At 64.8% G+C, this 21,109-nt stretch carries 24 protein-coding genes; 8 read left to right on the top strand and 16 right to left on the bottom strand.

Going from position 1 to position 21,109, the window contains the following annotated elements:
- Nucleotides 1-6: 6 nt before the first annotated feature.
- On the top strand, nt 7-909 hold the full coding sequence (locus B6V75_RS16835; protein WP_088720442.1) for a lysophospholipid acyltransferase family protein: 903 nt from the start codon (nt 7-9) through the stop codon (nt 907-909).
- A gap of 41 nt (nt 910-950) precedes the next feature.
- On the top strand, nt 951-1,763 hold the full coding sequence (gene murI / locus B6V75_RS16830; RefSeq protein WP_075775797.1) for a glutamate racemase: 813 nt from the start codon (nt 951-953) through the stop codon (nt 1,761-1,763).
- Nucleotides 1,764-1,784: 21 nt separating this feature from the next.
- On the opposite strand, the gene B6V75_RS16825 is transcribed toward murI, so the two are convergent.
- Nucleotides 1,785-2,600, bottom strand: coding sequence for a DUF805 domain-containing protein (locus tag B6V75_RS16825; protein ID WP_088720441.1), 816 nt, complete (start codon nt 2,598-2,600; stop codon nt 1,785-1,787).
- Nucleotides 2,601-2,703: 103 nt separating this feature from the next.
- On the opposite strand from B6V75_RS16825, the gene argC reads away from it, so the two are divergent.
- The 4 genes from argC (at nt 2,704) to B6V75_RS16805 (ending at nt 5,421) form a co-directional block, all read left to right on the top strand.
- Nucleotides 2,704-3,732 carry an N-acetyl-gamma-glutamyl-phosphate reductase gene (gene argC, locus B6V75_RS16820; RefSeq protein ID WP_075775799.1) on the top strand — a complete coding sequence of 343 codons (1,029 nt, stop codon included), beginning with the start codon at nt 2,704-2,706 and terminating at the stop codon, nt 3,730-3,732.
- Between the two features lie 63 nt (nt 3,733-3,795).
- Nucleotides 3,796-4,239 carry a cytochrome c maturation protein CcmE gene (gene ccmE, locus B6V75_RS16815; RefSeq protein WP_088720440.1) on the top strand — a complete coding sequence of 148 codons (444 nt, stop codon included), beginning with the start codon at nt 3,796-3,798 and terminating at the stop codon, nt 4,237-4,239.
- Between the two features lie 85 nt (nt 4,240-4,324).
- Nucleotides 4,325-4,936: a holin-associated N-acetylmuramidase gene (locus B6V75_RS16810; RefSeq protein ID WP_088720439.1), complete on the top strand. Its 612-nt coding sequence runs from the start codon at nt 4,325-4,327 to the stop codon at nt 4,934-4,936.
- On the top strand, nt 4,927-5,421 hold the full coding sequence (locus B6V75_RS16805) for a holin family protein (RefSeq protein WP_088720438.1): 495 nt from the start codon (nt 4,927-4,929) through the stop codon (nt 5,419-5,421). Before B6V75_RS16810 ends, B6V75_RS16805 begins: the two co-directional genes overlap by 10 nt.
- A gap of 140 nt (nt 5,422-5,561) precedes the next feature.
- On the opposite strand, the gene metG is transcribed toward B6V75_RS16805, so the two are convergent.
- A complete protein-coding gene (gene metG, locus B6V75_RS16800) occupies nt 5,562-7,271 on the bottom strand; it encodes a methionine--tRNA ligase (RefSeq protein ID WP_088720437.1) in 1,710 nt (569 codons plus the stop codon).
- A gap of 272 nt (nt 7,272-7,543) precedes the next feature.
- Between metG and B6V75_RS16795 the strand changes: the two genes are divergently transcribed.
- On the top strand, nt 7,544-8,254 hold the full coding sequence (locus B6V75_RS16795) for a YoaK family protein (protein ID WP_168174500.1): 711 nt from the start codon (nt 7,544-7,546) through the stop codon (nt 8,252-8,254).
- A gap of 84 nt (nt 8,255-8,338) precedes the next feature.
- Here the strand turns inward: B6V75_RS16795 and rpmE are convergent, their stop codons facing one another.
- From rpmE to B6V75_RS16745, 10 genes are all read right to left on the bottom strand, one after another.
- Nucleotides 8,339-8,560 (bottom strand): 50S ribosomal protein L31, encoded by a 222-nt coding sequence (gene rpmE / locus B6V75_RS16790; protein ID WP_075775805.1) that lies wholly within the window; start codon nt 8,558-8,560, stop codon nt 8,339-8,341.
- 11 nt (nt 8,561-8,571) lie between these two features.
- Entirely contained in the window at nt 8,572-8,949 is a 378-nt protein-coding gene (rplS, locus tag B6V75_RS16785) for a 50S ribosomal protein L19 (protein ID WP_088720435.1), read from the bottom strand.
- Nucleotides 8,950-9,229: 280 nt separating this feature from the next.
- Nucleotides 9,230-10,063, bottom strand: a complete 834-nt coding sequence (gene trmD / locus B6V75_RS16780) for a tRNA (guanosine(37)-N1)-methyltransferase TrmD (protein ID WP_088720434.1) — start codon at nt 10,061-10,063, stop codon at nt 9,230-9,232.
- A complete protein-coding gene (locus B6V75_RS16775) occupies nt 10,056-10,871 on the bottom strand; it encodes a hypothetical protein (RefSeq protein WP_088720433.1) in 816 nt (271 codons plus the stop codon). Before B6V75_RS16775 ends, trmD begins: the two co-directional genes overlap by 8 nt.
- Nucleotides 10,872-10,875: 4 nt before the next feature.
- Entirely contained in the window at nt 10,876-11,382 is a 507-nt protein-coding gene (gene rimM / locus B6V75_RS16770) for a ribosome maturation factor RimM (RefSeq protein ID WP_075775809.1), read from the bottom strand.
- An 83-nt stretch (nt 11,383-11,465) separates the two neighbouring features.
- A complete protein-coding gene (rpsP, locus tag B6V75_RS16765; protein ID WP_075775810.1) occupies nt 11,466-11,837 on the bottom strand; it encodes a 30S ribosomal protein S16 in 372 nt (123 codons plus the stop codon).
- A gap of 45 nt (nt 11,838-11,882) precedes the next feature.
- Nucleotides 11,883-12,179 carry a chorismate mutase gene (locus B6V75_RS16760; RefSeq protein ID WP_088720432.1) on the bottom strand — a complete coding sequence of 99 codons (297 nt, stop codon included), beginning with the start codon at nt 12,177-12,179 and terminating at the stop codon, nt 11,883-11,885.
- Nucleotides 12,176-12,718, bottom strand: a complete 543-nt coding sequence (locus B6V75_RS16755) for a GNAT family N-acetyltransferase (RefSeq protein ID WP_075776005.1) — start codon at nt 12,716-12,718, stop codon at nt 12,176-12,178. The genes B6V75_RS16760 and B6V75_RS16755 overlap by 4 nt, the downstream gene beginning before the upstream one ends.
- A 5-nt stretch (nt 12,719-12,723) precedes the next feature.
- Nucleotides 12,724-14,223: a signal recognition particle protein gene (gene ffh, locus B6V75_RS16750; protein WP_088720431.1), complete on the bottom strand. Its 1,500-nt coding sequence runs from the start codon at nt 14,221-14,223 to the stop codon at nt 12,724-12,726.
- A 206-nt stretch (nt 14,224-14,429) separates the two neighbouring features.
- Nucleotides 14,430-15,002: an NAD(P)H-dependent oxidoreductase gene (locus B6V75_RS16745; protein ID WP_075775813.1), complete on the bottom strand. Its 573-nt coding sequence runs from the start codon at nt 15,000-15,002 to the stop codon at nt 14,430-14,432.
- Nucleotides 15,003-15,125: 123 nt separating this feature from the next.
- Here B6V75_RS16745 and B6V75_RS16740 point away from each other — a divergent pair, with 123 nt between their 5' ends.
- Nucleotides 15,126-16,022, top strand: a complete 897-nt coding sequence (locus B6V75_RS16740) for a LysR family transcriptional regulator (protein ID WP_075775814.1) — start codon at nt 15,126-15,128, stop codon at nt 16,020-16,022.
- A gap of 1 nt (nt 16,023) precedes the next feature.
- Here B6V75_RS16740 and B6V75_RS16735 read toward each other — a convergent pair whose 3' ends face one another.
- Genes B6V75_RS16735 through B6V75_RS16720 form a run of 4 tightly spaced genes read right to left on the bottom strand, consistent with a single transcriptional unit; the run spans nt 16,024 to nt 20,893 of the window.
- Nucleotides 16,024-17,223, bottom strand: a complete 1,200-nt coding sequence (locus B6V75_RS16735; RefSeq protein WP_168174499.1) for an OpgC domain-containing protein — start codon at nt 17,221-17,223, stop codon at nt 16,024-16,026.
- Nucleotides 17,216-19,030, bottom strand: a complete 1,815-nt coding sequence (gene mdoH, locus B6V75_RS16730; protein ID WP_088720429.1) for a glucans biosynthesis glucosyltransferase MdoH — start codon at nt 19,028-19,030, stop codon at nt 17,216-17,218. The genes B6V75_RS16735 and mdoH overlap by 8 nt, the downstream gene beginning before the upstream one ends.
- A 1-nt stretch (nt 19,031) precedes the next feature.
- Nucleotides 19,032-19,244: a hypothetical protein gene (locus tag B6V75_RS16725; protein ID WP_088720428.1), complete on the bottom strand. Its 213-nt coding sequence runs from the start codon at nt 19,242-19,244 to the stop codon at nt 19,032-19,034.
- A complete protein-coding gene (locus B6V75_RS16720; protein ID WP_088720427.1) occupies nt 19,241-20,893 on the bottom strand; it encodes a glucan biosynthesis protein G in 1,653 nt (550 codons plus the stop codon). Before B6V75_RS16720 ends, B6V75_RS16725 begins: the two co-directional genes overlap by 4 nt.
- Nucleotides 20,894-21,109 lie beyond the last annotated feature (216 nt).

Here is a 21,109-nt window from a genome sequence, read left to right as displayed (position 1 = left end):
TACGAGATGACCGCCACCCCGATGCCCCCCCGGATGCCTGTCCGCCACGCCACACAGGAAATCTCATATGCTTGGTCCGCGCGCTCGAAAGGCGCGCGGGTGCTGATCCGCGCGATGGAGAACGCGACCGGGCGGATCGGGTTGATCCGGCGAGCACGCGGCTACGAGCATGACATCGCGCAAGGTGCGGATTTCTGGCAGGTGATGGCCGAGCGCTACGGGCTGCAGATCGAGGTGACCCGCGGCGCGCTCGCCAATATCCCGCAGACCGGGCCGTTGGTGCTGATCGCGAACCACCCTTACGGCATTCTCGACGGGCTGATCATGGGCCTGCTGCTGTCGCGCATTCGCGGCGATTTCCGTATCCTCGCCCATAACGTCTTCAAGCGTGCCGAAGAGATCGACCGGGTCATCCTGCCGGTGGATTTCTCCGAAACCAAAGAGGCCGCGAGGGCCAACCTGCGCACCCGCGCCGAGGCGCTGCGCTACCTCGGCGAAGGTGGTGCGATCGGTGTGTTTCCGGGCGGCACGGTCTCGACCGCCGCTAAGCCCTTCGGGGCGCCGATGGATCCGGGCTGGCGCAATTTCACCGCCAAGATGATCGCGAAATCCGATGCTACCGTGGTGCCGGTCTTCTTCGAGGGCCATAACAGTCGCCTGTTCCAGCTGGCGAGCCATCTGCATTACAGCCTGCGCATGGGGCTGATGATCCGCGAGTTCAAACGTCATGCCAATCGCCCGGTGCGGCTCTGTGTGGGTGAGCCGGTCCCGCAGGCCGATCTCGCACCGCTGCGTGAGCGTCCGAAACAGATGATGGATTTCCTGCGCCGTGCGACGTATGACTTGTCGCCGACTCCCTTGAAGTCCTACGGCTATGGCTTCGAGTTCGAGGCGAAATACAGAAACTGACCGGTGTCCGTGCGCGGCCCGGACGGGCAAGGGGCGCGAGCATGGCGGTAGGCGTTTTCGATTCAGGTCTGGGCGGACTGACGGTCTATGATGCCTGCGCCAGGCGGCTGCCGGATATGGCCTTTTGCTATTACGGCGATAACGCCCATGCGCCTTACGGCGTGCGCGATGCCGATGACATCTTCAACCTGACCTGCGCGGGCGTGGAGCGTTTGTGGGAAGAGGGCTGCGATCTGGTGATCCTCGCCTGTAACACGGCTTCGGCCGCCGCGCTCAAGCGGATGCAGGAAACCTGGATCCCCGAGGGCAAGCGCGTGCTGGGCGTCTTCGTGCCGATGATCGAAGCGTTGACCGAACGCAAATGGGGCGACAACTCCCCGCCGCGCGAAGTTGCGGTGAAGCACGTGGCGCTTTTCGCGACACCCGCGACGGTGGCCTCGCGCGCTTTCCAGCGCGAACTGGCCTTCCGCGCGATCGGCGTGGATGTCGAGGCGCAGCCCTGCGGCGGCGTGGTCGATGCGATCGAGACTGGCGACGAAATCCTCGCCGAGGCGCTGGTGAAATCCCATGTCGAAGCGCTCAAGCGTCGGATGCCGAAACCCGAGGCAGCGATCCTCGGCTGCACCCATTACCCGCTGATGCAAAAGACCTTCCAGGAAGCACTGGGGCCGAACGTCGACGTCTACAGCCAGGCCAACCTCGTGGCCGAGAGTCTCGCGGATTATCTGGAGCGTCGACCCGAGTTCAAAGGTGCGGGGACGGAATCGAAATTCCTGACCACCGGCGATCCGGCCTCGGTCTCGAGCCACGCGACGCAATTCCTGCGCTACGCGATCCGCTTCGAGGCCGCCTGAGGCGCCTGATCGTCGTGGCCCTCAGCCGAACCGGTTCGGCCCGCGCGTACCGCGCTGGACCATGAACACGAAGAGCGCGATGCCCCAGACCAGCATCACGATCCCCCAGATCGCGAGAAGCGCTGCGGACATGCCCGCCATGGCTGCCGGGTCCTGCACGCCGTAGGACATGACCGTCAGCCCGATCACGATGCCGCCGAACACGCTCGCGAGAAGGTAGCCGCCGACCCACCAGCCCGAGCGGTCGGTGTCATGCAGGCGTCGAACCTGCGCCGAGATCGATGGCAGGAACGTCGCGATGGAAATCACTGCGCTGATCGCCGTGCCGTCCTCGCCCATCGAGCCTTCGGCCATGGCGCCGATGATGCTCGCCAGCATGACGAAGAGCGCGAACCACCAGTATTCCGAACGGCTCGCCCGACCCTTGAAGGTCGCGTATTTCCGGAAACAGACCTTGATCGCCTCGACGAAGCTACGCGAGGGGGCCCCGTCGTAAAGCCCGTCCGAGCCGATCCCGCGCTGCGTACGGTCGCGTTCGATCGAGGCCTCGGCATAGGCACGCGGATCGGCGGAGGAAAGCTTGCCCTCCTGCTGATGGCGCTGTGCGATGCGGGCGGCGTAATTCGTCGCGCCGCTATGCGGATCGGTGCCGGTTGCCGAGGTGTCGGGCGGCCGCCGGAAGAAGTGATCGCCCGCAGGCTCCCATCCCTCCATTCCGTCTTGCCAAACCATCGTTTCGGGCTTGATACGACCTCCCCGCACCATATCCATCATATGTTCCGGGGGGAACGGGCCGACGGGATCCTTCCCATCGGCGTAATACCACTGCTCTGCCACGGCCTGCCTCGTTCACTGTCGGTCGTCGACCCGTCTCACACGGAGTTTATTTGAGTGTGAGCTTAGGGTAAGGGAGAGCCGAGCGACAAGCGCGGAGGACCAAATGACCAAGAAAATCGCGATTCTGGGCGCGTCGGGCTATACCGGCGCCGAACTCGTCCGGCTGATCGCCACCCATCCGAACATGGACATCGTGGCCCTCTCGGGCGAGCGTAAGGCGGGCATGGCAATGGGTGACGTGTTCCCGCATCTGCGCCATCTGGGCCTGCCGGATCTGGTGAAAATCGAAGAGATCGACTTCTCGAATGTCGATCTGGCCTTCTGCGCGCTGCCGCATGCGACTTCGCAGGCAGTCATCAAGGAGCTGCCGCGCGATCTGAAGATCGTCGACCTCTCGGCCGATTTCCGGCTGCGCGATCCTGCGGAATACGAGAAGTGGTACGGCAAGCCTCATGCTGCGGTCGAGCTGCAAAAAGAGGCGGTCTACGGGCTGACCGAGTTCTACCGCGATGCGATTCGCGAAGCGCGACTGGTGGCGGGCACGGGCTGCAATGCCGCTGCGGGCCAATTTGCGATCCGTCCGCTGATCGAAGCTGGCGTGATCGATCTCGACGACATCATCCTCGATCTGAAGAACGGTGTCTCCGGTGCGGGCCGGTCGCTGAAGGAAAACCTGCTGCACGCAGAGCTGTCGGGCGGTGTCGCGCCCTATTCGCAGGGCGGCAAGCACCGTCACTTGGGTGAATTCGATCAGGAATTCAGCGCCTTGGCGGGCCGCCCCGTGATGGTGCAGTTCACCCCGCATCTGGCGCCGTTCAATCGCGGCATCCTTGCCTCCGCCTATGTGAAGGGCGAGCCCGAGGCCGTCTACAAGGCGCTGGCCGACCGCTATGCGGAAGAAACCTTCATCGAAATGCTACCTTTCGGCGCAGTTCCTTCCACCAGGTCTGTAACTGGCTCCAATTATGCCCATATTGGTGTATCAGGAGACAGAATTCCCGGGCGCGCGCTCGTGGTCGTCGCGATCGACAACCTCTGCAAGGGGTCGTCGGGACAGGCGATCCAGAACGCGAACCTGATGCTCGGGCTGGAGGAAAGCGAAGGGCTGATGCTCGCCCCCGTCTTCCCTTGATGCGCGTCAATGGCAAGGCCGGCGCGGTGAGGTAGACGAAACGGCATCTCAGGAGGCGAAGAGATGAAGAGTCTGAAGAAGAAACGTCGTATCCAGGTGCTCAGCGTGGCGGCGCTGGCCTTGGTGATCGCGACCGGCACGATCGGGTACTCGATGCGGAGCGGCATCAACTTCTTCCGTGCACCTTCGCAGCTTGCCACCGAACCGCCGCAGCCCGGCGAAGTCTTCCGCCTTGGCGGGCTGGTCGAGAAAGGCTCGCTCAAGCGCGGTCAGGGCGAGGTCATCGAATTCAAGGTCACCGATGGCGGCGCGTCCGTCCCGGTGAAATTCGCGGGCGTCCTGCCGGACCTCTTCAAAGAGGGACAGGGCATGATCGGCACGGGCAAGATGGAAGGGGATACGTTCGTGGCCTCGGAAATCCTCGCCAAGCATGACGAGAACTACATGCCCAAGGAAGTCGTAGACGCGCTGAAGGAGCAGGGCGTCTACGAGGGCCCGTCCTCCTGATCCCCACCCCGGCGAACGCTCGCTTGCAGCACTGTTAACCGCACGGCCCGAGCCTGCCTGACGTTGTCATCAACGGAGGCAGGCCATGAAATCGGTCACCCAGATCGCGGCGGAGATCGTCGCGCGCGAAGGCGGTTATGTCGATGATCCGGACGATCCGGGCGGCGCGACCAAGCACGGCGTCACGCTCGGAACCCTGCGCCGATTGGGGCGCGATCTGACCGGCGATGGCCGGGTGGACAAGATGGATGTCCGCGCGCTCGACCCAGCGCAGGCGGCCGAGATCTTCATCGAGCATTACTACAAGGGTCCGCGTATCGACCGGCTGCCACCCTCGGTACAGGCCTCGGTCTTCGACATGTATGTGAATGCAGGCGGCAACGCGGTGGTGATCCTGCAGCGTCTGCTGGGCGACATGGGTCAGCGCGTCGTGGTGGACGGGATTATCGGCCCGCAGACCATCGCCGCCGCCGAACTCGCAGATGCGGCCGCGCCCGGCTATTTCGCCGATGCCTACGGGATCGCGCGGCGCAATTACTACTACCGGCTCGCCGATGCGCGCCCCGCCAGCCGCAAATACGCCACGACACGAGCGGGCGCGAAGGGCGGCTGGATCCGCCGCGCCGAGGAATTCATTTCCCCACGCTTTCACCTGACCGAGGGCGAGCATCGCAAGCGGGTGGCGAAATGGGCTTGATCGAAAAACTGCTCGGCGGTGCGGGCACGGTGAAGGCAGCAGGCGAGGCCGCCAGTTCGGTGGCGGAGGTCTTCGTGCCCAATGCCACGAAGAAGCTCGAGGCTGCGCAGGCCGCCTACCTTGCGGCGCTGCAGGAACACGGCGCCGAGTTCGAATATATCCGACCCGGTCGCTTCGATCGCATCGTGAACGGCCTCAACCGCCTGCCGCGCCCGGTGCTCGCTTTCGGGATCGTGGGGCTCTTCGTCTATGCGATCCTAGACCCGGTCGGCTTCGCGCAACGGATGGTGGGCCTAGGCTACGTACCCGAGCCGCTTTGGTGGCTTCTGGGCGCGGTGGTCAGTTTCTATTTCGGCGCGCGCGAGGCGCATTACTTCCGGATGAAGAAGGTGCCGGCGGTGCCTCCCGCAGAGCTCGCGACTCCTCCGGACGAGGAAAACGCGGCGCTTTCGGCGTGGCGGTCTGGCGAAAAACCTAACGGATAGGGGCGCTGCCCCCGCGACCTGCGGGAACCCCCCGGGATATTTCCAAAGAGCGAAGACGAGCGTAGTGTCTGACTTCGCTTTTGCCCAAAGATCCCGGGATGAATTCGCGAAAGCTTAGAGGGGCAGCGCCCCTGATGGCCTCAGTCGCGGGTGCCCGCGAACCGCTCCTGCCACTCTTCGCGCTCTTCATCCGTGATCTTGCGGAAGAGCACCTCGGGCGTGGTGAAGGCATGGCCCGCGGGCAGCGCCTCTAGCGCGGTCTTCACATCGCCCGGCCAGTCGCGATCCTCGTCGCCCATCGCCTCGAGCATGATCTTCGCCGCATCGGGAATGAAGGGCGCCGAGAGCACCGCGTAGATCGGGATAAGGTTCAGCGCGAGCCTTGCGATAGCTGCCGCCTGATCGGGATCGGTCTTGAACACCGACCACGGTGCCGACGCCTGCAGGTATTCGTTGCCCGCGACCCAGATCCCGCGCAGCTCCATCGCCGCCTTGCGGATATCCTTCTCTTCCATATGCGTCTCGTAGGCGCGGATGCGGGTGGTCAGATCCTCGATCAGGGCCGCTTCCTGCTCGCCCCAGCTGCCGCCTTCCGGGATCACCTCGCCGAATTTCGAGCGGGTGAACTTGGTGATCCGGCTGACGAAGTTGCCCAGCACATCGGCGAGGTCCTTGTTCGCCGAGACCTGGAAATTCTCCCAAGTGAATTCGGCATCCGCGCTTTCGGGCGCGTGGGACAGAAGCCACCAGCGCCAGTAATCGGCGGGCAAAAGTTCCAGCGCCTGATCCATGAAGACGCCGCGACCGCGCGAGGTCGAGAACTGGCCGCCATCGTAGTTCAGGTAATTGAACGACTTGATGTAATCGACGAGCTTCCACGGCTCGCCGGAGCCGAGGATCGTCGCGGGGAACGAGAGCGTGTGGAAGGGCACGTTATCCTTGCCCATGAACTGGGTGTAGGTGACGTCCTCCGCGCCCTTGTCGGTGCGCCACCAGCGCTCCCAATCGCCGCCCGTCTTCTCGGTCCATTCCTCGGTCGCGGCGATATATTCGATCGGCGCGTCGAACCAGACGTAGAAGACCTTGCCTTCCATGCCCGACCACGGCGCGCCGTCGAATTGCGCGGGCACGCCCCAGCTGAGATCGCGAGTGATGCCGCGATCCTGCAGCCCGTCGCCGTCATGGAGCCATTTCTTCGCGATCGAGGTGGTCAGCACCGGCCAGTCGGTCTTGCTGTCGATCCACGCATCGAGCTGATCTTTCATCGCCGACTGGCGCAGGAAGAGGTGCTTGGTCTCGCGCATCTCCAGATCGGTCGAACCCGAGATCGTCGAATGCGGGTTGATCAGGTCGACCGGATCAAGCTGCTTGGTGCAGTTGTCGCATTGGTCGCCGCGCGCGCTCTCGAAGCCGCAATTGGGACAGGTGCCCTCGATATAGCGATCCGGCAGGAAGCGCCCGTCGGCCTTGGAATACATCTGGGTTTCCGAGACTTCGCGGATCAGCCCGGCCTCGGCCAGCTTCACGGCGAAATGCTGCGTCAGGCGATGGTTCTGCGGGCTCGACGAGCGCCCGAAGTGATCGAAGCTGAGGCGGAAGCCTTCCGCGATCTTCGCCTGCACCTCGTGCATCTCGGCGCAATACTCGGCGACCGGCTTGCCCGCTTTCGCTGCGGCCAGTTCGGCGGGGGTGCCGTGCTCGTCGGTGGCGCAGATGAACATCACCTCGTTGCCTCGCGCGCGCTGGTAGCGGGCGAAGAGATCAGCCGGCAGCTGCGAGCCCACGAGATTGCCGAGGTGCTTGATGCCGTTGATATAGGGAATGGCCGAGGTAATGAGATGGCGCGCCATGTAGGACCCTCTTGCTGTGGAGCGTTTGGGCGCGGGTTTACTAGGGAATCATGCGAAGGGCTAGGGGGGAGCGCCGAGACGCGCCCGCTTGCGGCTTTGCGATCAGTCGAGGGTGTAGACCTTGCCGATTGCGCCATCGGTTTCGCGCCATGTCTCGGTGCCGGCGCGCCGATAAAAGGCGAGTGCAAAGAGGGCGCGCGCGTCCAAGACTTGCTTTTGCGCGGGTGGCGTCGATAGTCGGGGCGAGAGTGCAAAAGCGTGGGGGGCAGGCGGTGCTGATACATGCCGGAGACGATCGGAGCGTTTCGATCGACCTCGCGCTGGCGGTCTGGCTGTCGCTGGTCGCGGGCGCGGTGAATGCGGCCGGGTTCAGGGCGCTCGGCTATTTCTCGGCCAACATGACCGGGAATGTCTCGACCGCGACCGACCTGCTCGCGCTGGGGCGGTTCGGCACGGCGATCTGGTTCCTGCTGCTGCTTCTGGCTTTCGTCTTCGGCGCCTTTGCGTCTGGCGTGCTGATCGACGTGGGGCAGCGCCGGCGGTTGCACGGGATCTACGCGCTGTCGATCCTTCTGGAAGCTGGACTGCTGATCGTGCTCACGATCCTGGACATGGTCTGGGCCGCGGCGATGAGCGAGCACCTGATGATGATCGGCCTCAGCTTCCTGATGGGGCTGCAGAACGCAGCGAGCACGAAGATCTCGGACGGGCGGGTGCGCACGAGCCATGTGTCCGGCATCGCGACCGATCTGGGGCTGGAGCTGGCCGCCTTGTTGCCGGGTGCGCGCGATGCGGAAATCAGGCAGGTGCTGCGATCGCGGCTCCTGCTGCATGTCGCGACGCTGTGTTCCTTCTTCGCGGGCGGCATCGCAGGCGTGCTGGGATATGAGCGCATCGGCCCGATGGTCTTCGCTCTGGCGGCGGCGCTGCTGATCGTCATCGCCGTGCCGGAACTGCGCAAGGTCTATCGCGGGGGGCGGTGACCCTCGCGGCTATGCACATGACGACACACATGAAAAAGGGCGCCCGCGAGGCGCCCTTTTCCGTAACAGTCATGCAGCTCAGGCTTAGAAGCCGAGGCCGGCATACTTGTTCTTGAACTTCGACACGCGGCCACCGGTGTCCATGAGGCGCGACGAACCGCCGTTCCACGCCGGGTGCGAGGTCGGGTCGATGTCGAGGGTGAGGGTGTCGCCCTCGGAGCCCCAGGTCGAGCGGGTCTGGTATTCGGTCCCGTCGGTCATCTTGACGGTGATCGTGTGGTAGTCGGGATGGGTATCGGCTTTCATGGTCCCGCTCCTTATTTCGCAGCTTTGGGCTTGTAGTGGGTGTCTTCGGCGATACGAGCCGACTTACCGCGACGGGCGCGCAGGTAGTACAGCTTGGCGCGACGCACGCGGCCACGGCGGACCACTTCGATCGAGTCGATGTTGGTCGAATAGAGCGGGAACACACGCTCCACGCCTTCGCCGAAGGAGATCTTGCGCACGGTGAACGAAGCCGCCAGCGTGTCGCCGCCCGTGCGCGAGATGCAGACGCCTTCATAGGCCTGCACGCGCGAACGGGTGCCTTCGGTCACTTTGTAGCCGACGCGAATGGTGTCACCGGCTTTGAAATCCGGGATGGTCTTGTTGAGCTCGGCGATCTGTTCCGCCTCGAGCTGTGCGATCAGGTTCATCGCAACGTCCTTTCACATGCTCACGGTTTGTCCCGTGAAGGTTTCGCCGCCTCAGAGCTCCGCGTCTTCATCGGGTCCGCTCGCCTTTTCAGGGTCGCGCCCGCGGGAGATTTCAGGTCGTCTTTCGCTTTTTGCGCCCTTCGCCGGTGCCGTGACGCGGGCCGAAGAAGGCGCCGCCGGGCAACAGCAAAAGGGTCCGAGGGCCGATTCCGGCCCGGACCCGCGCGTATTACGGGGAAATGGGGTGTGGATCAAGCCTGTTTTATAGGCGCGCGCGGGATCAGCTGGATGAATCGTCGTTTGAGGGAAGCCCTCGCTTCTCCCACAAATCCGGCCGTCGTTCCTGCGTGAGTTTCTCGCTCATCTCGCGGCGCCAGTCTTCGATCTTCTTGTGGTTGCCCGAGGTCAGCACTTCGGGGATCGAACGGCCTTCCCATTCGGCGGGGCGGGTGTATTGGGGGTGCTCCAGCAATCCGCTGGAATGGCTTTCCTCCACCGCGCTCTCGGCATTGCCCAGAACGCCCGGCAGCAGCCGCACGGTGGCGTCGATCAGCACTTGGGCGGCCACCTCGCCCCCCGTCAGGACGAAATCGCCGATCGAGACTTCCTCGACGCCGAAATGTTCCAGCACACGCTCGTCCACGCCCTCGAACCGCCCGCACAAAAGGGTCATGCCGTCGGCCTCGGCAAAGCGGCGCGCCATCTCCTGCGTCAGCGGCTTGCCGCGCGGCGAGAGATATACGACCGGCCAGCGCGCACGGTCATCCGGCGTGCCGCGGGCGGCCTGCTTGAGCGCCTCGCCCACCACATCGGCGCGCAGCACCATCCCAGCGCCGCCGCCGGCGGGCGTGTCGTCGACGTTGCGGTGCTTGCCGATGCCGAAGGGGCGTAGGTCGATCGTCTCAAGCGCCCAGAGACCCAGATCGCGGGCGCGGCCCAGAAGGCTCAGACCCAGCGTGCCGGGGAAGGCTTCGGGGAAGAGCGTGACGATCTTCGCGGTCCACGCGCCTTTCAGCCGCAGCGGCTCGTCCATCAGCGAGCTGGGCTTGCGCGTCGGCGAGATCGTCAGGCGGCCATGCGACTTGGTCGCGAGCTTGGGTTTGTCGTCACTCATCGGATTTCGCCTCTGCCTCTTCGCGCCATGCCGCTCGCAATATGGCGCGCTTTTTCTCTTTTGTTGCATCGCGCGGCAACCCTTCGGCGTTGATCGCGGCGAGTTGGTCGGCCAGCGCCGCCCGGTCCACTCTTCGCGGGCGCGCGTTGGCCGTGGTCCCGACGCCAAGCGACGCGCGAATTTCGGGGGGCACGCCCATCAGATCAAGAAGCGGCGTCAGCGGGCCGTGAGGATTATCGCGGGCTTCGTCGAGCATGACCCAGTTCACCGGGAAAGGCGCCACGGCGCTTACGATCTCACGCAGAACGGGGGCGAGATCGAAGCCCGACAGTCGGGTGCGGAAGGTGTCGAGCGAGTCCGTCAGCATGCCGCTGCGCACGTGCTGCCAATGCAGGCTGTCGATCCATGCGGTCTTCTCGCGGGTGGTCAGAAACAGCTGCAACTCCAGCGCGTCTTCGTATTTCGCGTGGAACATCTCCGCCAGCGCGCCCATCAGGGCTGGCGTTGCGGAATAGTCCAGCACGCCATCGCGCCCCGGCATGTGGCCTGCGAGCCCTTCGATCGAGATCACGGCTTGCCTGGTGTCTTCGGGGAGGGCATCGGCCCAACTGGCGAGCGCGGCCTGATAGAGCCCCAACTCGAACGGGTCCCGCGTCAGCGAATAGGCGCGGGCAGCGGCGGCCGCGTCGGGAATGTCTTCGCGCAGCGCAATTACCCAATCGGGCAGATGGGCGCTGACTTCGCGCAGTCCGGTCTGGATCGTGGAGGTGCCGGTCTTGTGAAAGCCCGGATGGACGATCACACGCATCCGATTACAGATCCTCGGGCGGATCGACGACGATACGCTGCGCGGCGAGATCCACGGTCGGCACGATGGCCTTGGTGAAGGGCAGAAGCAGCGCCTGTTTGCGCCCGGGCGCGTAGATTTCGAGAATGTCACCCGCGCCGTGATTGTGGACCGCGCGCACGGTGCCGATCTTGGCGCCGCCGGTGTCCACCACCGTCAGCCCGATCAGGTCGGCATGATAGAATTCGTCGTCAGGAAGCGAGGGCAGTTTGTCGCGGTCGGCCCAGAGGGTCGTGCCCCGCAGCGCATCGGCCTCTTCCTTCGTGGCCACGCCCGACAGCCGTGCGCCAAGCCCGTTCTTCAGGCCCCGCGTCAGCGTTACGTCGAACTGGCGTGCGCCGTCTTCGGTATAAAGCGGGGCATATCCTGCGATATCCTCGGGTTCGGCGCAGAAACTCTTGAGGCGCACTTCGCCCTGCACGCCGAAAGCTCCGGCAATGGCACCCACGCAGACGCGTTCGGGTTGGGTCATGATGCGATCCTCTGTGCTAGATCGGATGGGGCAGGGGCCGGGCACATATCGCGCCCGGCCCACCAGCCATCCATAGCTGCCGATTATTCTTCGGCGGGTGCTTCTTCGGCGTTCGCCTCGGCGGCCTTGGCGGCACGCTGTTCGGCGCGCTCCTGGGCTTTCTTGCCCGGAACGGCTTTCTTCATGTTGGCGCGGGTCGCCTTGCTGCGCTCGCCAGCGGCTTCGAGGAAGCGCGCGATGCGGTCGGTCGGCTGTGCGCCCTGGTCGAGCCAGTACTTCACGCGCTCGATGTTCATTTTTACGCGGTCTTCGCTGTCCTTCGGGAGCAGCGGGTTGTAGGTGCCCAGCTTCTCGAGGAAGCGGCCGTCACGCGGCATGCGCGAGTCGGTAGCGACGATCGAATAGAACGGACGCTTCTTGGAGCCCCCACGGGCGAGGCGGATTTTCATAGCCATGTCAGTTGTCTCCTTTGGATGGCTGGTGATGGGCCGGATGGCCCGTCATTTCTGGAATTGCTCGTGATGCCGGATCACTTCCGAAATCACGAAATTGAGGAACTTCTTCGCGAATTCCGGGTCGAGCCCGGAATCGCTCGCCAGCTTTTCGAGCCGGGCGATCTGCTTGGCCTCCCGATCGGGATCGGAGGGCGGAAGGTCGTGCTCTGCCTTCAGCTTGCCGACGGCCTGCGTCTGGGCAAAGCGTTCGGCCAGCGTGTAGATCATCACCGCATCGAGCCGGTCGATGCTGTCGCGATGCTCTTTCAGCAACTCAGCGGCACGGGTGGTTGCATCGCTCATGCGGCGGCCTCCTTCGGGGCGGGGTGACGCCAGACGACGATCGGCGGCTCCCCGGGATAGGCGGCCTGCGGGTCGGGGCGCGCGCCCAGACGCTCGGCCAGCGCGGTCGAACGGGTGTTGTTCGGGTCGATATAGCTGACAGCGGTGGACCATTTCAGGTCGCGGAACGCATGAGCGATCACCGCGCGCGCGGCCTCGGCCACGTAGCCTTTGCCCTCGGCCTCCTGCGACCAGACCGACCAGGCGATCTCGGCCTCGGGCCAGCTCTCGGGCATCCAGGGGCCGAGCGCCCCGAAACCCTGATCCGAGCCGCGCTCGGTCATCACGAACATGCCCCAGCCGCGCAGGACCCAATGGCCGGCGATCGCCGCGAAGCTGCGCCATGCGGCTTCGGGGGTCGGCTCTTTCACCGGACGAAACCAGTGGCTGCGCTCGGACATGTAGAAATCGCGCCATGCCGCCCAATCCGCAGCCTTCGGGGCGCGGAGCACGAGACGCTCGGTCTCGAGAACAGGCGTGGGGGACAGCGCGACGGTCATCTCGATCACTTCTTCTTGCCGAAGCCCGACAGGCCCGGCGGCAACGCGCCGCCCAGACCGGGCATGCCGCCCTTGGGCATCTTGCCGCCCATCGCCTTGGCGGCGGCTTCGACCTCGGACGGATCCATGCTTGCCAGATCCGGCGCGCCGCCGCCTTTGCCGCCCATCATCTTCATCGCCTGTTTCATCATGCCGCCCTTGCCCATCTTCGAGAGCTTCTTCATCGAGTCGGACATCTGGCGATGCATCTTCAGCAGCTTGTTGAGATCGGACACTTCGAGGCCCGCGCCCGCCGCGATCCTCTTCTTGCGGCTCGCCTGAAGGATCTGCGGGTTGGCGCGCTCCTTCTTGGTCATCGAGTTGATGAGCGCGATCTGGTGGCTGATCGTCTTGTCATTCAGCCCGGCGTCTTCCGCCTGCTTGGCGTATTTCGACATGCCCGGCATCATGCCCATGACGCCCTGCATCCCGCCCATCTTGATCATCTGCTCAAGCTGGTTCTTCATGTCGTTCATGTTGAACAGGCCCTTCTGGAAGCGCTTGGCCATGCGCTCCGCCTGTTCCTGTTCCAGCGTTTCCTGCGCGCGCTCCACGAGGGCGACGATGTCGCCCATGCCGAGGATGCGGCCCGCGATACGCTCGGCCTCGAAGGTCTCGAGCGCGTCCATTTTCTCGCCCAGACCCACGAAGCGGATCGGCTTGCCGGTGACCGCGCGCATCGAGAGCGCCGCACCACCACGACCGTCGCCGTCCATCCGGGTCAGCACGACGCCCGAGACGCCGACCTTCTCGTCGAACTCGGTCGCGACGTTCACGGCATCCTGACCGGTCAGGCCATCGACGACGAGGAGCGTCTCACGCGGGTTTGCGACATCGCGCACCGCCTGAACCTCGTCCATCAGCACTTCGTCGATATGCAGACGTCCCGCGGTGTCGAGCATGTAGACGTCATAGCCGCCGAGCGTCGCTTGCTGCTTGGCGCGCTTGGCGATCTGCACGGCGCTTTCGCCCTTCACGATCGGCAGCGTGTCGACACCGATCTGGGTGCCGAGGATCTGCAGCTGCTCCATTGCCGCCGGGCGGTTGGTGTCGAGCGACGCCATCAGCACGCGCTTGCCTTCGCGGTCCTTGAGACGCTTGGCGAGCTTGGCGGTGGTGGTGGTCTTACCCGAGCCCTGAAGACCGACCATCAGGATCGGCGCGGGCGGGTTGTCGATCTTCAGCGCATCGGCAGGCTCTTCGCCCGCGAGCATCTTGATCAGCTCGTCATGAACGATCTTGACGACCTGCTGGCCCGGCGTGACCGATTTGGTGACCGCGGCGCCGGTGGCCTTGCCCTCGACCGATTTGATGAACTGACGGGCGACCGGCAGCGAAACGTCAGCTTCGAGAAGCGCGACGCGCACTTCGCGCATGGCTGTTTTCACGTCATCGGCGGAAAGCGCACCTTGTTTGGTCAGCCGGTCGAAGACGCCGCCTAGGCGCTCGGATAGACTTTCGAACATGGGCCACCCTCCTGTGATTGGGGCCGGGACAAACGACAAGCGCACCAGTGGGCGCAACGCGCTGACTGGTGGCGATCCCGACCTCATGCCGGGACCGGAGGGATTCGTCCTCCGGGGAAATCTCGCGTGAACTATGACAAAGGCCCCGCGGAGTCAACCACGGGGCCAGTCGGGGGAGGTAGGGAACGTCTTTGCAGACTGGGGGATCAGGCTGCGAGCTCGATGATCTGGGTCTCGGCCTTGGCGATCGCCGCCGCCTCGTCGAGGTTCACGCCTTCGGCTGCGACCACGGTCACGTCGGTGATGCCGATGAAGCCCAGAACCTGCTTGATGTAGGGCGTCGCGAAATCGAAGGCGGAGCCCTGCGGCACGCCGCCCGAGGAGTAGGCGATGATGACGCGCTTCGGGCCGGCGAGGCCTTCGGGGCCGGCATCGGTGTAGCGGAAGGTCTCGCCCACGCGGCAGACCATGTCGATCCAGTGCTTGAGCGGGCCGGTGACGCCGAAATTGTAGACGCCGCAGCCAATGACGATCGTGTCGGCGGCCTTGAGTTCGGCGATCAGCTCGTCGGACAGGGCGAGCAGCTCTTTCTGTTCGTCGCTGCGCTGGTCGGCCGGGGTATAGGCTGCGCCGATCCATGCACCGTCGATGGCGGGAATGGCGGTCGCGTCGCGGGCGGTGACGTCGCCGCCGATCCGCTCGACGATCTTGTCCGTGAGGCGTTTGGAGATCGACGCGTCGCCTTTGATGGAGCTGTCGATACGAAGGGTCTTGGTCATGGGGAGGACTCCGTAAAACGTGTTCGATTTGGGGTGGTGATTTTCGTTCTGCGCCTTACTTGTCCCTTGCAATCCAGAACGCAACGGGCATGATCGAGCAGATTATGTTCACGGGCGCACAGCATGAGCTTTGACAGTTGGGATGAAATCCGTACCGCATTTCACGTGGCGCGGATCGGCACCGTTTCGGGTGCAGCGGAGGTTTTGGGCGTTCACCACGCGACGGTGATCCGCCATGTCGACGCGTTGGAAGACAAGCTGGGCACGAAGCTGTTCCAGCGCCATCCGCGCGGCTACACGCCGACCGAAGCGGGGCAGCAACTGCTCTCCGTGGGGCAGGCGACCGAGGACCAGTTCAGCCAACTCGCTGCCCGGATCGCGGGCGCGGGCGACGAAGTCACGGGCGAGCTGATCGTGACGTCGCTGACCGCGGTTTCGGTGCTGGTGCTGCCCGCGATGGAAAAGCTTCTGGGCGAATATCCCGGGCTGCGGCTGCGCTATCTGACCGATCAGCGCGTGTTCCGGCTGGAATATGGCGAGGCGCATGTCGCGATCCGCGCCGGCAACCGCCCGACCGAGCCCGACAACGTCGTGCAGTCGCTGGGCCGGATGCAGAATGCGCTCTATGCGAGCCACGCCTATGTCGAGCGCTTCGGGATTCCGCGCTCCAAGGAAGAACTCGCAAAGCATCGCTTCGTGTCGAACGACAACCGCGACAGCCGCGCGCCGTTCTACCGCTGGCTGCGCGACAACGTCCCGGACGAGCAGGTCGTGTTCCGCGCGAACGAGCACGAGAGCCAGGTCGATGCGATCAAGGCGGGTCTGGGCTTGGGCTTCCTGACCGTGCCGATGGGGCGCGCCGATCCGACGCTCGAAGAGGTGGTGAAGCCCTATGATACCTGGGACACCAACCTGTGGCTGGTGACCCATGTCGATCTGCACCGGACGCCGAAGGTTCAGGCCGCCGTGAAGGCGATCAAGGAACAGGCGGCGCGCTCGGACGGTCTGATCCTGAACTGAGCTATTCTGCGGCGTGCAGCCGCCGGACCGGAGCGGGCGCAGGCTCTGTCTCGTCGCGGGCCTTCCGGCGCCGGGCCACAGCCTTCGCGCCGAAATTGTCGCGCCCGTAGGCGAAGGCGAATTGCAGCGCGAGCCCGCCGAAGATCAGAATGCTGTCCTGCCAGATCCCGCCCGGATGTACCTGCTTCACCGTCTGGCCCGCGATCGCCAGCACCGTGCCGAGCGCGAAGATCGGCAGCGAGTGGCGGCCCAGCATCCGGATCGGCTCCAGCACGCGCGCCTCGGCGATGCGCGGGACGATCCCCGGCAGCGACAGGATGTAGGCGAGCGCCAGCAGGTGCGACAGGCGCGGCAGCGACACGAATGTCTTGTCGAAGCCCGCGATGAAGAAGGGCACGTTCCACTGGCGCAACTGCCAGACCGCGTGGCCGAAATTCTTCAGCATCCAGCCGTTGTGGATCCAGACGAAGGTCAGTGCCAGCCAGCCCGCCGCAAGCGCGATGATCCAGCCTTTCACAGGCACGAGCCGCTTGCCTTGGCGCAGCGAAAGGCCCGTCAGGATGCCGAGGCTGAACACCAGTTGCCACGCCAGCGGGTTGAAGAACCAGCCGCCTTCCATCGGGTAGTTCGGCAGGTCCAGCCGGAACAGCCCCGTCGCCGCCCAAAGCCCGACCGAGGTCGCCAGCAGCGCCAATTTGCTGCGCTGACCGATCCGGATAAGCGCGGGCGCCATCAAGAGAAGCGCCATATACATCGGCAGGATGTTCACATAGCCCAGCTGGTGACCCAGCGTCGCGATCCCGATCAGGAAGCCAAACGGGTCCGTGCCGTAGATCTTCATCGCGTTCTTGGACAGCATCGCCTCGTTGCCCCAGAACTGCACGGCGGCCGAGACGATGGCGATCGCCCAGACGGCGGTCAGGATATGCACGAGATAGAGGAGCCACGCCCGGCCCCAGAGCCGCGAGGTGCCTTCCCAGCTCAGCCCCTTGGCCAGCGCCGGACCGTAAGCCAGCGCGGCGGCAAGGCCGGACATGAAGACGAAACCCTCCGCCGCATCCGAGAAGCCCAGATTGCGGGAGGTGAAGTTCTCGTAGAGATTGCCCGGGATGTGATCGATATAGATCATCACCAGCGCGAGGCCGCGGAACAGGTCGATCCGCAGGTCGCGCCCGGGTTTCATCAGCGCGATATTACGCATGTGCGGGGCTCCGGTGAGGGGCGTCCGCGAAACCGGCGCGGTCGCCCTCGGGGGCCGGGAAAGCATTTTCCCAGCGGGTGAAGATCGCATCGTGCAGACGCAGGATGCGGGGCGTGTCAATTTCGCTGGGCACCAGCATCAGCTGCGAGGCCGAGCGTTGCGACGACCACGAAATCAGCCACGGCGCGGCGATCATCGGCAGACCGACCGGCAGCAGCCAGAACAGCAGGCCGGGCGCGAGCCACCACGTGACGGCAAGGCCCGCAGCACCGATGGCGACAATCCACCACGCCGCGTTGAACCCGTCGGCCACGCTCAGCCGTCCGTCGCCGCGGTTATTGGTGGGCCAGCCGCCATCCGCTCCGAACAGCACCTGAAAGACCGAACGCGTGGCGAAGGCCAGCAGCACCGGGGCCGTGAGCGAGGAGAAGAGCAGCTCGCTCAGCGTCGAGGCGAAGGCGAGGTTGCCGCCGCCGAAGCCGCGCGCCGTGCCGTTCATCGCGGCGCGCGCGGCGATCAGCAGTTTCGGCACCAGCAGCAGGCCGAAGATGCCGATGGCGAGGCCGATCGCCTTCGAGGCCTCCGACGGCGGGAAATAGGGGAAGGGCCAGTAGGGCTCGGGGAAGTAATCCGGCGGCGGCACGAACAGGGGCGCCGCGATGGAGGCAACGAGAAATCCCAGCCAGAACAGCGGCGCGATATAGGCCATGATGCCCTGCGCAAAGACGAACCGCGACCAGCCACGCAGCCCCGGCGCGCCGATGATGCGCGCATGTTGCAGGTTGCCCTGACACCAACGGCGGTCGCGCTTGGCATGATCAACGATATTCTCCGGGCCTTCCTCGAAGGAGCCCTCCAGATCGTCGTCGAGCCGCACAAGCCAGCCGTTGCGCGCCAGAAGTGCCGCCTCGACATAGTCGTGGCTCATCACATGCCCGCCGAAGGGCGGTTGCCCCCTCAGCGCGGGCAGGCCGCAGCTTTCGGCGAAAGCGCGGGTGCGCACGATGGCGTTGTGGCCCCAGAATGGGCCGGTCTTGCCCTGCAGCATCGCCAGGCCACGCGCGAAGACGGGCGAGAAGAAGCTGGCCGAGAATTGCATCGCCCGAGCGAAGCGTGAGCGACCCCGCACGACTTTCGGCAGGGTCTGCAGCAGGCCAAGGCGGGGTTCGGCTTCGATCCTACGGATCATCTGCAGGATCGTCTCGCCTTCCATGAGGCTGTCGGCATCGAGGATCAGCGCGAAATCATAGGCCGCGCCGGAACGGGTAATGAAATCCTCGATATTGCCCGCCTTCTTGCCCACGTTGTTGGTGCGGCGGCGATAGAAGAACCGGCCAAGCGCGTCGCGCTCTTCCACGAGATGGGCGAAGACCTGCAGTTCGCGATGGGCGATGTCGTCCTTGCGGGTGTCCGAGAGGATCGCGAAATGGACCTCCGCGTCGTCGTCGGTCGCGGCGAGCGAGGCATCCATCGCGGCCACGCGCGAGAAGGTGGAGACCGGGTCTTCGTTATAGACCGGCACCAGCACGACCGTGCGCCCTTGGATCCGCGCATGGGGGTCCACCCGCGGCGGTGGTTCTGCACGCGAGGTGAGGCCGATCAGTGCCTGCACAGCGCCCCAGGCGAGCCAGAGCGTCGAGATCAGGATCAGCAGCGCGCGCACCACGTCGAGCGTTTGCAGCCCATCGGCCTGCCCGAACTGGATGAACAGTACGAAGGCGCCGATGCCCGCAAGCGCAGCAAGCCCGAGCGCCAGAGCGCGCAGGCCGATCAGCAATGCGCCACGGGGGCGCGCTAGCGCGGACATATCAGGTGCCTTCCCCGATCGGGCGGCGGGTCAGCATCCGGGCGAGCCGGGTACTCAGCCGAAGATCGGGTTCGATCTGTTGCGCAGGCATGGACATCGGGGCGACCGGCAGCGCGGCGGGCCCTTCAACGAGGTCTTCGGGGGACAGTCGGCGCAGGGCGCTCGGCTGGTCGGTCAGCGCCGGCACGGCCGGCAGCTTCAGGTGTGATTTCATGCTTTGGTCCACTGATAGAGCCAGGTCTCGGATAGGTTCCGTCCAAAACCGGCTAGTGTCGCAGAGAGTTCCACCGGCGCTTCGCCATCGGCGGAAATATCCAGAACGAGACGCCAGACATTGTCCTGCTCGACCTTCGACAGGGCTTGAGTCACGATCTTGCCCTTGTTCGCGTGGGTGACCGGCTTGATCTCGTCGACAGCCGATGCGGGGAGGCGCGAAATCTCTCCGCCTTTGAAATCAATGACGAATTTCCGGGTTCCCTTAGTGTTCTCGACGCCCGACACGCCGCCGGTTCCGGCCCATGTCTGGTCGACATAGGCGCGTTGATCGCTCGGATCGGGGGGAAGGTCGCCCCATTCGAGGCGATAGGCGAATTCCAGCGCATCGCCTGCTTTTGCCGGAGCTTCGGGCACCCAGAACGCGACGATATTGTCGTTCACCTCGAGTTTCGAGGGAATCTCGACCAGGCGAACCATGCCCTTGCCCCAGTCGCCCTGCGGCGTGACGCGGACCGAGGGGCGACGCTCGTAACGGGCCGAAGCGTCCTGATAGTGATCGAACTCGCGCTCGCGCTGATAGAGACCGAAGCTTTTCGGCGCGCTCTCCGCGAAATAGGAGGAGGCGAGCGTGTCGGGATTCTGCAGCGGCCGCCACAGCTTGTCGCCATCGGCCTGCTCGATCGCCAGCCCGTCGCTGTCATGCACGCGCGGGCGGTAATCGTCGAAATCGTGCCGGTTGCGCGGTCCGTAGAGGAACATCGAGGTCAACGGCGCCACGCCGAGCTGCTGGATATCCTCGCGGATGAAGAGGCGTGCGGTCACGTCGACCGCGGTCGCCTCGCCGGGCGTGATGACGAACTTGTAGGCCCCCGTCAGCGAGGCCGAATGCATCTCTGCGAAGACGGTGATCGAGTTCGCGCCCGAGGTCGGCGTCTCGACCCAGAACTGGGTGAAGCGCGGGAATTCCTCGGCGACCGAGACGCCGGTATTCACCGCCAGCCCGCGCGCGGAGAGCCCGTAGGCCGAGCCGCGCCCGAGCGCGCGGAAATAGGATGCGCCCTGAAACGCGATCAACTCGTCCATGACATCGGGGCGGTTGATCGGCGTATTCAGCCGGAAGCCCGCGATGCCCGGCAGATCGGCATGTTCGGGGACGATCTTGCGCGCTTTGCTTTGATAGATGAAATCGTCGGTCGAGAAGGTCATCGGGCGCGCTTGCCCGTTCTCGACGCTGGAGAGATGCACCGGCTCCTTGAAGAGCCAGCCCAGATGGAAGGCCTGCAACTCGAAACGCGTGTCCTCGATATTCTCGAAGCGCGACTTGTCCGGGTCGAAGCGGATCATCCGGTAGCTGTCGTAATCCAGCTTGCTCAGGAAATCGGCCGAGCTGGTTTCCGGCGGGACAGCTTCGCCCTTGGCGGCTTTCTGCATCCGCGCCGCGAGATCGTCGAAGGAAAACGGCGATTGCTGCGGTGCGGCGGGAGCCGGGGCAGGGGCGGTCGAGGGCTCGGCCGGGGCGGCGCTATCTTGCGCGAGCGCATGGTTCGGCCAGCCTCCCGTCGCGCCGAGCGCGCCAAAAGCGGAACCGGCGGCGAGGAGCTGACGGCGGGAAAGGCGGGGCACTTGCACAGTGCGGGAATGAGACATCTGTTTCCCTGCGATTACAGTCGCTTCGCGCGGCCTCACAAGGGCCGTGCTGCAATTTGCATATCCACATGACTTGAAAAACTGCAAGAGGCGAAGCGAGGCCGCTGGGGCGGACAGGGCCGAGCCATGCGATTCTCGCATAACACCGCCCATCCATGCATCGAAAAGCGCAATTTCCCGCCGATTCCACGACATTTCCGCCGCAGATTGCTGCGC

Origin of the sequence: Thioclava sp. F1Mire-8 (genome assembly GCF_002213165.1) — a bacterium.
GTDB classification, from domain to species: Bacteria; Pseudomonadota; Alphaproteobacteria; order Rhodobacterales; family Rhodobacteraceae; genus Thioclava; species Thioclava nitratireducens.
This window is presented reverse-complemented; position numbering and strand designations above follow the sequence as displayed.